This is a genomic window from Piscinibacter defluvii, assembly GCF_004011805.1.
Lineage (GTDB): Bacteria > Pseudomonadota > Gammaproteobacteria > Burkholderiales > Burkholderiaceae_C > Piscinibacter > Piscinibacter defluvii.
In genome coordinates this window covers 262,773-276,954 of record NZ_ML137196.1, presented here as the reverse complement: position 1 = coordinate 276,954, position 14,182 = coordinate 262,773, and the positions used below count along the sequence as shown (strand labels likewise).

General features: G+C 70.9%; 16 protein-coding genes. 12 read left to right on the top strand and 4 right to left on the bottom strand.

Going from position 1 to position 14,182, the window contains the following annotated elements; all coding sequences use genetic code 11:
* Positions 1-1,911: a sensor histidine kinase gene (locus tag D9C15_RS01265; RefSeq protein WP_127995606.1), complete on the bottom strand. Its 1,911-nt coding sequence runs from the start codon at positions 1,909-1,911 to the stop codon at positions 1-3.
* A gap of 52 nt (positions 1,912-1,963) precedes the next feature.
* Between D9C15_RS01265 and D9C15_RS01260 the strand changes: the two genes are divergently transcribed.
* Positions 1,964-2,974 carry a PhoH family protein gene (locus tag D9C15_RS01260; protein WP_127995605.1) on the top strand — a complete coding sequence of 337 codons (1,011 nt, stop codon included), beginning with the start codon at positions 1,964-1,966 and terminating at the stop codon, positions 2,972-2,974.
* On the top strand, positions 2,961-3,407 hold the full coding sequence (gene ybeY / locus D9C15_RS01255) for an rRNA maturation RNase YbeY (protein ID WP_127995604.1): 447 nt from the start codon (positions 2,961-2,963) through the stop codon (positions 3,405-3,407). The genes D9C15_RS01260 and ybeY overlap by 14 nt, the downstream gene beginning before the upstream one ends.
* Here the strand turns inward: ybeY and D9C15_RS01250 are convergent.
* From D9C15_RS01250 to hemB, 3 genes are read right to left on the bottom strand one after another with little or no spacing between them, the layout of a single operon-like run.
* Positions 3,395-4,279, bottom strand: coding sequence for a DMT family transporter (locus tag D9C15_RS01250; protein WP_127996100.1), 885 nt, complete (start codon positions 4,277-4,279; stop codon positions 3,395-3,397). The two genes, ybeY and D9C15_RS01250, sit on opposite strands and share 13 nt — an antisense overlap.
* Before the next feature lie 5 nt (positions 4,280-4,284).
* Positions 4,285-5,382 carry a magnesium transporter CorA family protein gene (locus tag D9C15_RS01245; protein WP_127995603.1) on the bottom strand — a complete coding sequence of 366 codons (1,098 nt, stop codon included), beginning with the start codon at positions 5,380-5,382 and terminating at the stop codon, positions 4,285-4,287.
* A gap of 10 nt (positions 5,383-5,392) precedes the next feature.
* Positions 5,393-6,397 (bottom strand): porphobilinogen synthase, encoded by a 1,005-nt coding sequence (gene hemB, locus D9C15_RS01240; protein ID WP_127995602.1) that lies wholly within the window; start codon positions 6,395-6,397, stop codon positions 5,393-5,395.
* 194 nt (positions 6,398-6,591) lie between these two features.
* Between hemB and D9C15_RS01235 the strand changes: the two genes are divergently transcribed.
* Genes D9C15_RS01235 through D9C15_RS01190 form a run of 10 tightly spaced genes read left to right on the top strand, consistent with a single transcriptional unit; the run spans position 6,592 to position 14,174 of the window.
* Positions 6,592-7,020, top strand: a complete 429-nt coding sequence (locus tag D9C15_RS01235) for a CopD family protein (protein WP_127995601.1) — start codon at positions 6,592-6,594, stop codon at positions 7,018-7,020.
* 12 nt (positions 7,021-7,032) lie between these two features.
* Positions 7,033-8,160 (top strand): VanZ family protein, encoded by a 1,128-nt coding sequence (locus tag D9C15_RS01230; protein ID WP_127995600.1) that lies wholly within the window; start codon positions 7,033-7,035, stop codon positions 8,158-8,160.
* A gap of 9 nt (positions 8,161-8,169) precedes the next feature.
* Entirely contained in the window at positions 8,170-8,496 is a 327-nt protein-coding gene (locus D9C15_RS01225; protein WP_127995599.1) for a (2Fe-2S) ferredoxin domain-containing protein, read from the top strand.
* Positions 8,493-9,116: an alpha/beta hydrolase gene (locus tag D9C15_RS01220; RefSeq protein WP_127995598.1), complete on the top strand. Its 624-nt coding sequence runs from the start codon at positions 8,493-8,495 to the stop codon at positions 9,114-9,116. The genes D9C15_RS01225 and D9C15_RS01220 overlap by 4 nt, the downstream gene beginning before the upstream one ends.
* Positions 9,117-9,147: 31 nt before the next feature.
* Positions 9,148-10,311, top strand: coding sequence for a D-alanyl-D-alanine carboxypeptidase family protein (locus D9C15_RS01215; protein ID WP_127995597.1), 1,164 nt, complete (start codon positions 9,148-9,150; stop codon positions 10,309-10,311).
* A gap of 19 nt (positions 10,312-10,330) precedes the next feature.
* Complete coding sequence (locus D9C15_RS01210) at positions 10,331-11,218, top strand: D-amino acid aminotransferase (protein WP_127995596.1); 888 nt, start codon at positions 10,331-10,333, stop codon at positions 11,216-11,218.
* A 52-nt stretch (positions 11,219-11,270) separates the two neighbouring features.
* Positions 11,271-11,546, top strand: a complete 276-nt coding sequence (locus D9C15_RS01205) for a DUF493 family protein (protein ID WP_127995595.1) — start codon at positions 11,271-11,273, stop codon at positions 11,544-11,546.
* Entirely contained in the window at positions 11,543-12,214 is a 672-nt protein-coding gene (lipB, locus tag D9C15_RS01200; protein ID WP_127995594.1) for a lipoyl(octanoyl) transferase LipB, read from the top strand. Before D9C15_RS01205 ends, lipB begins: the two co-directional genes overlap by 4 nt.
* A gap of 6 nt (positions 12,215-12,220) precedes the next feature.
* Positions 12,221-13,204, top strand: coding sequence for a lipoyl synthase (lipA, locus tag D9C15_RS01195; RefSeq protein ID WP_127995593.1), 984 nt, complete (start codon positions 12,221-12,223; stop codon positions 13,202-13,204).
* Between the two features lie 16 nt (positions 13,205-13,220).
* Positions 13,221-14,174, top strand: coding sequence for a TFIIB-type zinc ribbon-containing protein (locus D9C15_RS01190; protein WP_127995592.1), 954 nt, complete (start codon positions 13,221-13,223; stop codon positions 14,172-14,174).
* Positions 14,175-14,182 lie beyond the last annotated feature (8 nt).

Sequence of the window (14,182 nt, the reverse complement as noted above, 5' to 3'; positions counted from 1 at the left end):
TCAGCGCCCCGCGCCGGCCGGCAGTTCGGGGCCGAGCGGCAGCGTGAGCCGGATCACGGTGCCGTAGCCCGGGCCGGACTCCACCAGGCACTGGCCCTGCATCTGCTTGGCGCGGTGCTTCATGCTCGACATGCCGTGGCCGCGGTCGAGCTTGCCGTCCAGCTCCATCGGGATGCCCTTGCCGTTGTCCTGGATGTTGATGCCGAACTGCCCGTCGGCGATCGCGCAGCGCACCTTGCAGTGCGAGGCGCCGCTGTGCTTGATGATGTTGCTGACCGCCTCGCGCAGGATGCGCGTGGTCTGCACGTAGCCGCGTGCCGGCAGCACCTGGTCGGTCTCCTCGGCCAGGCTGCGCCAGTCGATCTCGATGTTGGCCTGGCCCAGGCGCGAGACGGTCTCGGCGCGCCAGTCGGCCAGCGCGTCGGCCAGCCGCACCGGCTTGCCGGTCAGCCCGCGCACCGACAGGCGCATCTCCTCCAGCGCCTCGCGCGCCAGGCTGGATATGCGCTCGCTCTCGCTGGTGTGCACGATGGTCAGCAGCTTGGCGCCGAGGTCGTCGTGCAGGTCGGCGGCGATGCGCTTGCGCTCCTGCTGCGTGACCTGCTCGACGCGCATCTCGGCGATCTGCGCGTAGTTGCGCTCGGCCTCGGCGGTGACCTCTCGGATGCGCGCCTCCATCACGTGCCGGCCGATGTCCACGTGGCGCTGCGCGCGCCCGAACACCAGCAGCAGGCGCACCGCCAGCGCGAGCAGCAGCACCGGCAGCGCGAACTGCAGCAGCGGCACCGGCGGGCTTGCCAGCCAGCCGCGCTGCACCGCCACCTCGGCCAGCAGCACGGCGGCGCCCGCAGCCAGCGCCGGCGCCATGGTCCAGAACTCGTGGCGCCTCTCGCGCCACAGGATGTGCAGGTGCAGCCCCATCGCGCCCACCGCCTCGGCCGCCAGCACCAGGTACCAGGCGCTGGCCAGCTCGAACAGCCGCGCCGGGCCGGCCAGCAGCAGGCTCATCGGCAGCACCACGCACTGGGCCAGCAGTGCTGCCTCGAGCATGCGCGAACGCACGCCCGCATGGCTGAGCAGGAACTGCACTGCCAGCGCGAGGATGGGCGTGAAGCCGAGGCAGACCAGGAACTCGATGCTGGCGCTGTCCATCGGCAGGTCGCGCCACCACAGGCGCGCCGACAGCACCGACCAGCCGAGCGACATCAGCCCGAAGTAGCCCATCGCCGCCTCGCGCCGGTTCAGCCAGGCCAGCGCCACCAGCGCGGCGCCGAGCACCGCCAGCGCGAGGTTGGCGGCCGCGACGGCGTCCACGTTCCAGAAGCGCGCCTGACGCTGGCGCTCGAGCAGCTCCGCATGGTCGCCGATCACCAGCTCCGACAGCCCTGCGGCGCGCTGGCGCGCGGCCACGCGCTGCAGCGCCTGGCCGCGCAGCTTGATGTCCAGCGTGTTGCCCTGCGAGAGCAGCACGCCGCCGGGCAGCGGCACGAGCTGCGGGTAGTGGCAGTTGCGCGTCAGCGGCTCGTCCATGCGGCCGCCGCGGTAGATCACCCGGCCGTTCAGCCACACCTCGAGGTTGCTGCAGGCGCGCGGCACGTACAGCGCCAGCAGCTCGTTGCGGCCGGCGCCACCGACCGGGTCGAATTGCACGCGGTACCAGACGCTGCCGTCCAGGCGCGGCACGCGGCTCGACCAGTCGTCAGGCAGCGGCACGGTCACGATGCCGGGCGCGCGCTCCGGAAACTGCGGCGCGTCGCTGACCACCGACTCGGCCGACTGCAGCACCTGGGCCGCCGGGGCCGCGGTGGCCGGGGCCTGCAGCGCGATGAACAGCGCGACGAACAGCGCCATCGGCCGCGCGACGGCCTGCAGCGCGTGCAGCACCGGGCGTCGGAGGGCGGCCGTGATCATCGGCGCGCATTGTGCAGGATGGGCCGCGCGGCTTGCGGCGACAATGCCGGCCGTGATCCTGCGCCACGCCTTCATCCCGCCCGACAACGCACGCCTGGCGCACCTGTGCGGCAGCCTGGACGAGCACCTGCGCAGCATCGAGGCGGCGCTGGACGTCAGCATCCACCGGCGCAACGAGTCCTTCCGCGTGGAGGGCGGCAAGCGCCAGGCCGAACGCGCCGTGCTGCTGCTGCAGTCGCTCTACGAACGGGCACGCCGGCCGATCGGGGCCGAGCAGCTCCAGATGGCACTGTACGAGGCGCAGTCGGAGCTCAAGGCCAAGCCGGCGCTGCGTGCAGTCAAGGGGCGCACCGAACGGGAGCCGCGCGAGGCCGGCGGCGACGAGGACGAGGCGATCGTGCTGCACACGCGCCGCGCCGACCTGGCCGGCCGCACGCCCAACCAGGTGACCTACCTGCGCAACATCCTGGCCCACGACATCACCTTCGGCATCGGCCCGGCCGGCACCGGCAAGACCTTCCTCGCGGTGGCCTGCGCGGTCGACGCGCTGGAGCGCAGCCAGGTGCAGCGCATCATCCTGACGCGCCCGGCGGTGGAGGCCGGCGAGCGGCTCGGCTTCCTGCCCGGCGACCTGGCGCAGAAGGTCGACCCCTACCTGCGCCCGCTGTACGACGCGCTGTACGACCTGATGGGCTTCGACCGCGTGACCAAGGCCTTCGAGAAGGGGCTGCTGGAGATCGCGCCGCTGGCCTTCATGCGCGGCCGCACGCTGAACCACGCCTTCGTGATCCTCGACGAGGCGCAGAACACCACGCCCGAGCAGATGAAGATGTTCCTGACGCGCATCGGCTTCGGCGCCAAGGCGGTGGTGACGGGCGACACGAGCCAGATCGACCTGCCCAAGGGCACGACGAGCGGGCTGGTCGACGCCGAGCGCGTGCTGCGCCGCGTGCGCGGCATCGCGACGACCCGCTTCACCGCCGCCGACGTGGTGCGCCACCCGCTGGTGGCGCGCATCGTCGAGGCCTACGACGCCGCGCGCCCCTCCGATGATCGATCGTGATTCGCTGAGCCTCGCGCTGCAGTTCGCCGACGCGCGGCACCGGCGCCACCTGCCGCGCCACCGCGTGGCGCGCTGGCTGCGCGCCGCGCTCGAGGCGCCGGCCGAACTGGCAGTGCGCATCGTCGATGCCGAGGAGGGCCAGGCGCTGAACCGCGACTACCGCGGCCGCGACTACGCCACCAACGTGCTGACCTTCGACTACCAGCACGCGCCGGTGGTGGTGGCCGACCTGGTGCTGTGCGCGCCGGTGGTCGAGCGCGAGGCGCGCGAGCAGGGCCTCGCGCTCGAGGCCCACTACGCGCACCTGCTGGTGCACGGCGCGCTGCATGCGCAGGGCCACGACCACGAGAAGTCGCGCGAGGCGAGGGTGATGGAGGCGCGCGAGGTGGAGATCCTCGCCGGGCTCGGCTTCGCGAATCCCTACGCGCGCTGAGGCGCCGGCGGCAGCAGCACCGATGCGATCGCGGCCAGCATCAGGCCGATCGCGGCGAAGTCCTGCCAGTGCAGCACCTCGCCGAGCCACCAGGCTCCGGAGAGCACGCCCAGCACCGGGATCAGCATGACCGACAGTGTCGAGGCGATCGGCGGCAGCGAGCGCGCCAGGTAGAGCCAGACCGGCTGCGCGAAGCCGAAGATCAGCACCGCGTTGAAGACGATCGTGGCCCACACCACCGGGGTGGGCGCGTCCCAGCGATCGTGCTCGAGCAGCGCGGCCAGCAGCGTCATCACCAGCGTGGTCAGCACCGTCATCCAGAACACGATGGCCAGCGTGGGCGCCGTCATGCGCGTATGGCGCAGCTGCTGCGTGCCCAGCGCCCAGGTGGCAGCCGCCAGCAGCATGCCCGCCGCCGCCCAGGGCCGCCCGGCCATGCGGCCGAGTTCGTGCCACAGCAGCAGCGTGACACCCAGCGCTGCCGCGGCCACGCCCAGCAGCTGGCGCGCACGCAGGCGCTGGCCGAACAGCGCCAGGCCCCACAGCGCCGAGAACACCGGCATCGTGTAGCCGAGGATGGCCGCGCGCCCGGACGACAGCGCCTGCACCGAGACGATCGCGACGACATGCCACACGATCATGTTGGTGATGGTCAGCGCACCGAGCTCGCGCCACTCGGCGCGCGGGATCGACAGCGGCACGCGCAGCACGCGTACCGCGGCCCACAGCACCGGCAGGCCGAGCCACATCGACAGCGTGCGGAAGGACAGCGGCGGGAAGTGCGTGACGCCGAGCTTCATCACCGGCCAGTTCACGCCCCACACCAGCGTGAGCAGCGCCAGCAGCACCAGCTGGCGCGGGCTGAAGCGCAGCGCACTCAATGCGTGCTGCCCAGGTAGTTCTTGCGCCAGAAGTAGACGCTCAGGCCCACGCCGAGGGCGAGCATCACGCCGGCGGCGATCCAGAATCCCGTCGCGCTGTGGATCAGCGGCAGCGCGTCGAAGTTCATGCCGAAGAAGCCGGTGACGAGGTTCAGCGGCAGGAAGATCGCCGTCAGCACGGTCAGCGTGCGCATGATGTTGTTGGTGCGGTGGCTTTGCGCCGAGAAGTGCATCTGCACCGCCGTCTCGGCCGAGCCCTCGAGTCGGCGCACGTGCGTGAGCACGCGCTCGATGTGCTCGACCACGTCGCGCGAGCGCAGCCGCAGCAGCTCGCGCTCGCGGCGCGCCGCCTTGTCGGGCACGTCGGGCCATTCCTCGAGCGCGTCGATCCACTCGATCATCGCGCTGCGCTGGTCCTCGCAGGTGTCCTCCAGCATGTGCAGCGCGTTGCGCGAGTCCAGCAGCAGCTGCCAGTTGCGGAAGTTGCTGCGCGGGCGGAACAGCTCCTGCTGCAGGTAGGCGAACTGGCGCGTCAGCAGGCGGCGCAGCTCGAGGTAGCTGTCCACCATGTGATTGACCATGCGCAGCATCAGGTCGGCCGGGCTGTTGGGCAGGCGTGCGCCGGGCCGTGCCTCGCCAGGCTGCGCCTGCTGCGCGAGCCGGTTGGCGAAGTACTCGCGCACCTGGCAGTCGGTCGGGTGCACGGTCAGCAGCACGCGGTCGGTGACGACGAAGCCGACCGGGCTGGTGTCGATCGCCTCCAGCGCGCTGCGTGCCGAGCCGATGGTGCCGTGCTGCTCGTCGAGGAACTTGGCCGCCGTGCCGCTGCCGGCGGCCAGGCGGCGGAACACCAGCATCTCGTAGCCCGAGGTGTAGTCGAAGTGCGAGGGCAGCTGGTTGTTCAGCAGGTCCGAGACGTGCAGGTCGACGATCTGCGTGCCGGCCCAGCGCTGCAGCGCGGCCTGCAGTGCCGCCACGCCGACCTCGAACTCGCGCCGCGCGCTGCCGATCCACAGGTATCCCGCGGCCGGCAGGGCCTCGGGCAGCGCCGGCAGCTCGACGAACTGGTCTCCGCTGGCGTGGAAGATGCGCATCGGCCCAGGCTCAGCGCACCCTCAGGAGCCGGGCCGCGTCGCGCGCGAAGTAGCTCAGCACCCCGTCGGCGCCGGCGCGCTTGAACGCGAGCAGCGACTCCAGCATCACCGCGTCGTGGTCGAGCCAGCCGTTGGCCGCCGCGGCCTTGAGCATCGCGTACTCGCCGCTGACCTGGTAGGCGAAGGTCGGCACGCGGAACTCGTCCTTCACGCGGCGCACGATGTCGAGATACGGCATGCCGGGCTTGACCATCACCATGTCGGCGCCTTCGGCGAGGTCCAGGCCGACCTCGCGCAGCGCCTCGTCGCCGTTGCCCGGGTCCATCTGGTAGACCTTCTTGTTGCTCTTGCCGAGGTTGGCGGCCGAGCCGACCGCGTCGCGGAAGGGGCCGTAGAAGGCGCTCGCGTACTTGGCGCTGTAGGCCATGATGCGCGTGTGGATGCGCCCCCTGGCCTCGAGCGCCTGGCGGATGGCGCCGATACGGCCGTCCATCATGTCGCTCGGCGCGACGATGTCCACGCCGGCCTCGGCCTGCACCAGCGCCTGCTGCGTGAGCACCGCGACGGTCTCGTCGTTCAGGATGTAGCCGGTCGCATCGAGCAGGCCGTCCTGCCCGTGGCTGGTGAACGGGTCGAGCGCGACGTCGGTCATCACGCCGAGCTCGGGGAAGCGCTTCTTCAACTCGCGCACCACGGTCGGCACCAGGCCCTCGGGATTGAGCGCCTCGCGGCCGTCCTCGGTCTTGAGCGACTGCTCGATCACCGGGAACAGCGCCAGCACCGGAATGCCGAGCCTGACGCAGTCCTCGGCCACCGGCAGCAGCCGGTCCAGGCTCAGGCGCTGCACGCCGGGCATCGACGCCACGTCCTGCACCACCCCCTGGCCGGCCAGCACGAAGACCGGCAGGATCAGGTCGCTCGGGTCGAGCCGGTGCTCGCGCACCAGGGCGCGGGTGAACTCGTCGCGGCGCAGGCGGCGCGGGCGGCTGGCGGGGTAGGGCGGCGGAATGTGCATGTCGGGAGAAGGCCCAAGAATGTGTAGAAATTCTCGTGCCTTCTGCTAAAGTGTTGATTGAATGATAGCCGCGAGGCTGTTGTTCCCTGCTTTTCCTCCCTGAGCAGGTGCCTTACCGTGATGACAGCGTTAAGGCTTTTGGAGCCCTGGCCTCGCGCCGGGGCTTTTCTTATGGCCCCCGACATAATGCCCCGATGCTCTGGGTCAAGGCTTTCCACATCGTGTTCGTCGCGGCCTGGTTCGCGGCGCTGTTCTACCTGCCGCGCATCTTCGTCAACCTGGCCACCGTGCCGGCGGACAGCCACGCCGAGCGCGAGCGGCTGCTGATGATGGCGCGCCGGCTGTACCGCTTCGGCACGCTGCTGATGATCCCGGCGGTCGGGCTCGGACTCTGGCTGTGGATCGGCTTCGGTGGTGTCGGCCGATTCGGCGGCGGCTGGATGCACGCCAAGCTGCTGCTGGTGCTGGGCGTGATCGGCTACCACCACATGTGCCGCGCGCTGCTGCGCCGCTTCGAGCAGTTCACCAACCAGCGCAGCGAGCACTGGTTCCGTGTGTTCAACGAGGCCTCGGTGCTCTTCTTCGCGGCCATCGTCGTGCTGGTGGTGGTCAAGCCCTTCTGACGCGGCCCGGCCGTGGTGCGCCACCGCAGCTCCGCCGTCCCGCTGGCCTGGCTGTATGCCGCGCTGATCGGCTACGCGAGCCTGTACCCGTTTGCCGGCTGGCGGGTGTCCAGCGCCGACTGGTGGCAGTTCCTGGTCAGCGTGCCGCCGCATTGGCGAAATACCTTCGACCTGGTGTCCAACATGGTCGGCTACCTGCCCCTGGGCGCGTTGGCCTGCGCGGCCCTGCTGCGCAGCGGCCAGGAGGCCCGCCGCGCGGCGCCGCTGGCGCTGCTGGCGGGTGCCGGGCTGTCGTTCGCGATGGAGTCGCTGCAGAACTACCTGCCGCGGCGCGTGCCGTCGAGCATCGACCTGGCGCTGAACACCCTGGGCACGCTGGGCGGCGTCGCGCTGGCCGTGCTGGCGCACCGGCTGGGCGGCATCGAGCGCTGGCAGGCGGTGCGCGACCGCTGGTTCATCAGCCGCAGCGCCGGCGGGCTGGCGCTGCTGCTGCTGTGGCCGCTCGGCCTGCTGTTCCCCGCGCCGCTGCCGCTGGGCCTGGGCCAGGTGCTGGAGCGGGCCCAGGAGGGCCTGCGCGCGCTGCTCGAGGACACGCCGGCGATCGACTGGGCCGAGCCGTTCCTGACCGCCGTGCCCGCGCTCGAGCCGCCGTCGCCGGCCACCGAACTGGTTGCCGTCGCGCTCGGGCTGCTCGCGCCCTGCATGGTGGCCTACACGGTGGCGCGGCGCGGCTGGCGGCGCCTCGTCCTGGCCGCCGGTGCGGCGCTGTTCGGCGCCGCCGCCACCACGCTGTCGACCGCGCTGAACTTCGGGCCCGACCATGCCCTGGCCTGGCGCACGCCCAACGGCTCGGCCGGCTTCGCGCTCGGTGCGCTGCTCGCGGTCGTGCTCGCGCCGGTGCCGCAGCGTGTGGCCGCCGGCATCGGCCTGGTCGCCCTGACCGCGCTGGTGCTGCTGGTTACCCAGGTGCCCGCGGACCCCTATTTCGCCGAGAGCCTGGCGGCCTGGGAGCAGGGCCGCTTCATCCGCTTCCACGGTGCTGCGCAATGGGTCGGCTGGCTGTGGCCCTATGCCGCGGCGGTGTACCTGCTGGTGCGCATCGGGGCGCGCGCGGACGAGGGTGAAGGCTCGCCAACCTAGAATCCGCCCATGAGCTACTACGAGCGCCACATCTTCTTCTGCCTGAACGAGCGCGACAACGGCGAGGCGTCGTGCTCCCAGCACGATGCGCGTGCCGCGTTCGACCACTGCAAGGCCCGCGTCAAGGCCGAGCGCCTGGCCGGACCGGGCGGCGTGCGCGTCAACAAGGCCGGCTGCCTGGACCGCTGCGCCGGCGGACCGGTGGCAGTGGTCTACCCCGAGGCGGTCTGGTACACCTACCTCGACAAGCACGACATCGACGAGATCGTCGACTCGCACCTGAAGAACGGCCAGGTGGTCGAGCGCCTGCTGCTGCCGCCGAACGTCGGCCGGTGAACGCACAGACCGAGCGCCAGCTGATCGCCGGCCCGGCCGGTGCGCTGGAATGCGCGATCGACCGGCCGCCGGCCGCGCCGGTGGGCCTGGCGGTGATCTGCCACCCGCACCCGCAACATGGCGGCACGCTCGACAACAAGGTGGCGCAGACGCTCGCCCGCGCCGCGCTCGCGCTCGGCTGGCGCAGCGTGCGCTTCAACTTCCGTGGCGTCGGTGCGTCGCAGGGTGGCTGGGACGAGGGACGCGGCGAGATCGACGACGCGCTGGCCGTCATCGCCGCCCATCGCGCACCCGGCGAGGCGCTGCTGCTGGCGGGTTTTTCGTTCGGCGGCTTCGTCGCGGCCAGCGCCGCCGCGCGCCTGCCGGAGGGCGAGAAGCCGCAGCGCCTGGCCCTCGTCGGCCCGTCCACGCAGAAGCAGCAGGTGCCGCCGGTGCCGGCCGACACCGTGGTGATCCACGGCGAGGCCGACGACGTGGTGCCGCTCTCGGCCACGCTCGAGTGGGCCCGGCCGCAGTCGCTGCCGGTGATCGTCTTCCCCGGCACGGGCCACTTCTTCCACGGGCAGCTCGGCCTGCTCAAGAACACGCTGGTGCGGCAGCTGCAGACGGCCGCGGCCTGAACCTTTCTTCTCTTTCGCCCTCTTCCTTCCGATGAACAAGATCCGTGCGTGGGCCGCGTGGCTGGCCCTTTCCGTTCCGCTCCTCGCGCAGGCCCAGGCCCCGCAGCCGCCCGAGGTGGCAGCCAAGAGCTACATCCTGCTGGACCTTACCAGCAACCAGGTGCTGGCCGAACGCGAGGCCGACGCCCCGGCCGACCCCGCCTCGCTGACCAAGCTGATGACGGCCTATGTCGTGTTCAGCGCGCTGAAGGACAAGAAGATCTCCGAGGACCAGACGCTGCCGGTGTCGGTGCGTGCCTGGGCCGAGCGCAAGGGCGGCGGCTCGCTGATGTTCATCGAGCCGCGCAACACGCCCAAGGTCTCGGAACTGCTGCGCGGGATGATCGTCAACTCGGGCAACGACGCCTCGGTGGCGCTGGCCGAGGGCGTGGGCGGCAGCGTCGAGACCTTCGTGCAGATGATGAACCGCCAGGCGCAGGCGCTGGGCATGAAGAACACGGTCTACAAGAACGTGACCGGCCTGACCGAGCCGGGCCACCACAGCACGGCGCGCGACATCGCGATCGTCGCCTCGCGCATCATCAAGGACTTCCCCGAGTACTACCCGATCTACTCGACGCGCAAGTACCGCTACGAGGGCGCGCCGGCCAGCAACGAGAACAACCGCAACGTGCTGCTGCAGCGCGACCCGACGGTCGACGGCATGAAGACCGGCTACACCGAGGCCGCCGGCTACTGCCTCGTCGCCAGCGCGCAGCGCGACTTTCCGAACGGCAAGCGCCGCCTGCTCAGCGTGGTGCTGAACACCGCCTCGATGGAGGCGCGCGCCAACGAGAGCCAGAAGCTGCTGAACTGGGGCTACCTGGCCTGGGATGCGGTCAAGCTGTTCGAGGGCGACAAGCCGCTCGCCACCCCGCCGGTGTGGAAGGGCAAGGCTAACGAGGCCAGGCTCGGTGCCGCGCAGAGCGTGTTCGTCAGCGTGCCCAAGGGCGAGGGCACGAAGCTGCAGACGCAGATCGAGCGCACCGACCCGCTGGTGGCGCCGCTGGCCAAGGACCAGAAGGTCGGCACGATCAAGGTCAGCACCTCGACCGGGCAGGCGGTGGCGCAGGTGCCGCTGGTGGTGCTCGAGCCGGTCGAGGAGGCGGGCATCCTGGGCCGCGCCTGGGATGCGATCCGCCTGTGGATCAAGTAAGCTGCCACGAGGAGGCGCCATGCAGACCCTGCCCGACACGTTGTGCTACCTGAACGGCGAGTACCTGCCGCTGCGCGAGGCCAAGGTGTCGGTGCTCGACCGCGGCTTCATCTTCGGCGACGGCGTCTACGAGGTCGTGCCGGTCTACGCGCAGCGCCTGTTCCGCTTCGACGAACACCTGGCGCGCCTGGGCCGCAGCCTGGCCAAGCTGCGCATCGCCGCCCCGCACACCGACGCGCAGTGGCTGGAGCGCTGCCGCAGGCTGGTGGCCGCGCTGGCCGACAAGACCGGCGCGCAGGACCAGCTGATCTACATCGAGGTCACACGCGGCGTGGCGCTGCGCGACCACGTGATGCCGGCCGACATCGAGCCGACGGTGTTCATGATGGCCACGCCGATGAAGCCGGCCACCGCCGAGCAGCGCCACCACGGCGTGGCCTGCGTGACGGCGCGCGACTTCCGCTGGGAGCGCGGCGACATCAAGAGCATCTCGCTGCTGGGCAACGTGCTGGCGCGCCAGATGTCGGCCGACAAGGGCGCGGTCGAGACCATCCTGTTCCGCGACGGCTACCTGACCGAGGCCTCGGCCAGCAATGTCTGGGTGGTGCACGAGGGCGCGCTGCTCGGCCCGCCCAAGAGCGAGCATGTGCTCGAGGGCATCCGCTACGACCTGCTGCGCGACCTGTGCGAGGAAGCCGGCATTGCCTACAACCTGCGCCCGATCCCCGAGGCCGACGTGCTGTCGGCCGACGAGCTGCTGCTCAGCTCGGCCACCAAGGAGGTGCTGCCGGTCACCACGCTGGACGGCCAGCCGGTCGGCCACGGCGCGCTGCGCGGCAAGCCCGGGCCGGTGTACGCACGCCTGTTCGAGGCCTACCAGCAGGCCAAGCTGACCCAGTCGATCTGAGCCGGTTGACTTCGCGCAAGCCGGCCCCACCTTCGGCGGCATGGACGTCACGATGAACGAGATCCCGCCCGAGCAGTCGCTGATCGAGTACCCCTCGGCCTTTCCGATCAAGGTGATGGGGGCCAACGTCGAGGGCTTCGCCGAGGCCATCGTGATGGTCGCGCAGCGTTTCGACCCGGGCTTCGACCCCGCCACGCTGGAGCGGCGTCCGAGCAGCGGCGGCAACTACCTGGGCCTGACGATCACCATCACCGCGACCAGCCGCGAGCAGCTCGACGAGCTGTACCGCACGCTGTCGACCCACCCGATGGTCAAGGTGGTGCTCTGAGCCAGCCGCTGCTGCGCGTGCTCGGTCGCGTGGACTACGCGTCCACGGTGGACGCGATGCGCGGCTTCACCGAGCAGCGTGGCGACGACACGCCCGACGAGATCTGGCTGTGTGAGCACGCGCCGATCTACACCCAGGGCATCGCCGGGCGCGCGCAGCATGTGCTGAACCCGGGCGGCATCCCGGTGGTGCAGACCAACCGCGGCGGGCAGGTCACCTACCACGGCCCGGGCCAGGTGGTGGCCTACCCGCTGATCGACCTGAAGCGGCTGCGCATCTACGTCAAGGAATACGTCTACCGCATCGAGGACGCGGTGCTGCGCACGCTGGCCGCGTTCGACGTCACCGGCCACCGCGTGGCCGGCGCGCCGGGCATCTACGTGAAGCTCGACGATCCCTTCGGCCATGCCGCGCTGACCGGCCCGCGGCGCGACCCGTTCGAGGGCCTGGGCAAGATCGCCGCGCTCGGCATCAAGGTCAGCCAGCACCGCACCTACCACGGCGTGGCGCTGAACGTGGCGATGGACCTGACGCCCTTCGAGGGCATCGACCCGTGCGGCTATGCCGGGCTGAAAACGGTCGACCTCGCTAAAATCGGGGTTTCCACCGATTGGGACAGCGTCGCGCGGCAGCTCGGAGACAGGCTGGCTGCGAACCTCGCGCCATAACCAGCCATGCCGACCGAAAACGTCACCCACGAGGCCAAGAGCGCGGAGCAGTACGACGCCAGCGCCAAGCAGAAGGCCCAGGCCAAGACGGCGCGCATCCCGATCAAAGTCGTTGCCGCCGAGACGCTGAAGAAGCCGGACTGGATCCGCGTCAAGGCCGGCTCGCCGACCACGCGCTTCTACGAGATCAAGCAGATCCTGCGCGAGCACAAGCTGCACACGGTGTGCGAGGAAGCCTCCTGCCCGAACATCGGCGAATGTTTCGGCCACGGCACGGCGACCTTCATGATCATGGGCGACAAGTGCACGCGGCGCTGCCCCTTCTGCGACGTCGGCCACGGCCGCCCGGATCCGCTCGATGCGGACGAACCGGCCAACCTGGCCAAGACCATCGCCGCGCTGAAGCTGAAGTACGTGGTGATCACCAGCGTCGACCGCGACGACCTGCGCGACGGCGGTGCCGGCCATTTCGTCGAGTGCATCCGCCAGGTGCGTGCGCAGTCGCCCGAGACGCGCATCGAGATCCTGACGCCCGATTTCCGCGGGCGCATGGACCGTGCGCTGGACATCCTCAAGGCCGCGCCGCCGGACGTGATGAACCACAACCTCGAGACCGTGCCGCGCCTGTACAAGGAAGCGCGCCCGGGCTCGGACTACGAGTTCAGCCTGAACCTGCTCAAGCGCTTCAAGGAATTCGCGCCCGGCGTGCCCACCAAGAGCGGCCTGATGGTCGGCCTGGGCGAGACCGACGAGGAGATCCTGGCGGTGATGCGCGACATGCGCGCCCACGGCATCGACATGCTGACGATCGGCCAGTACCTCGCGCCCTCCGGCCACCACCTGCCGGTGCGCCGCTACGTGCACCCGGACACCTTCCGCATGTTCGAGGACGAGGCGAAGAAGATGGGCTTCACACACGCCGCCGTCGGCGCGCTGGTGCGCTCGAGCTACCACGCCGACCAGCAGGCGGCATCGGCGGGCGTCGCCTGACACGCCGGCGCCGGTGATGAGCGAGCCGGCACTGTCCTGCGGCAACTGCCGCCAGCCGATGCAGCGCCTCGCGCTGCCGGGGCACTATGGCCGCCGGGTCGAGCTCGACCTGTGCCCGCGCTGCCACCTGGTGTGGTTCGACCAGACCGAGACGGCGCGGCTCACGGGCGTCGGCCTGCTCGAGCTGATCGGGGCGATGGCCGGCACCCAGTCGCTACCGCACGAGACGCTGCACGACACGGCGCGCTGCCCGCGCTGCAGCGCCGGGCTGAAAACGGTGCACAACCGCAGCCGCTGGGGCAGTTCGCTGCAGCTCGAGTGCCGCAACCGGCACGGGGCGTTCCAGTCCTTCGCGCAGTTCCTGCAGGAAAAGGGCCTGCTGCGGCCGATGTCGCGTGTCGACCGCGCCAGGCTGGTCGAGCAGCGCGGCCATGTCGATTGCGTCAACTGCGGCGGCGCGATCGGCCGCGACGACGAGGAATGCCGGTTCTGTCGTTCGGTGCCGGCGCTGCTGGACGTGGCCCGGCTCGCCCGCGCGCTCGATCCCGAAGGCGTGCTCGAGCCACAGGCGGTGCACGGCGCGACGGCCGAGCGCACCGCGATGCAGTGCGCGGCCTGCGGGGCCGCGCTGCCGCCTCAGCAGTCGCTGGCCTGCGCGCAATGCGGCGCGACGCTGGCCATCAGTCGCCTCGCCCAGGCCCACGACAGTGTGGCCGCCCTCGGCCCGGCATTGCGCGCCCACGCCCACAAGCCGGCGCCGGAGGTCATCAAGCGACGCCTGGACGCACTCGATGCCGATCTGCCGCGGCGCCGCGAGCTGGCGGCGCAATGGCAGGCCGAGGCGCAGGAGGCGCGCCACGGGCGCAGTTTCGACTGGGAGCAATGGGCCACGTGGTGGCCGTTCGACACCAACCCGCTGCGGGCCGTGCTGATCGCGCTGGCGATCTGGTTCATCTGGTGGTTCTGGTAGGGTCGCGG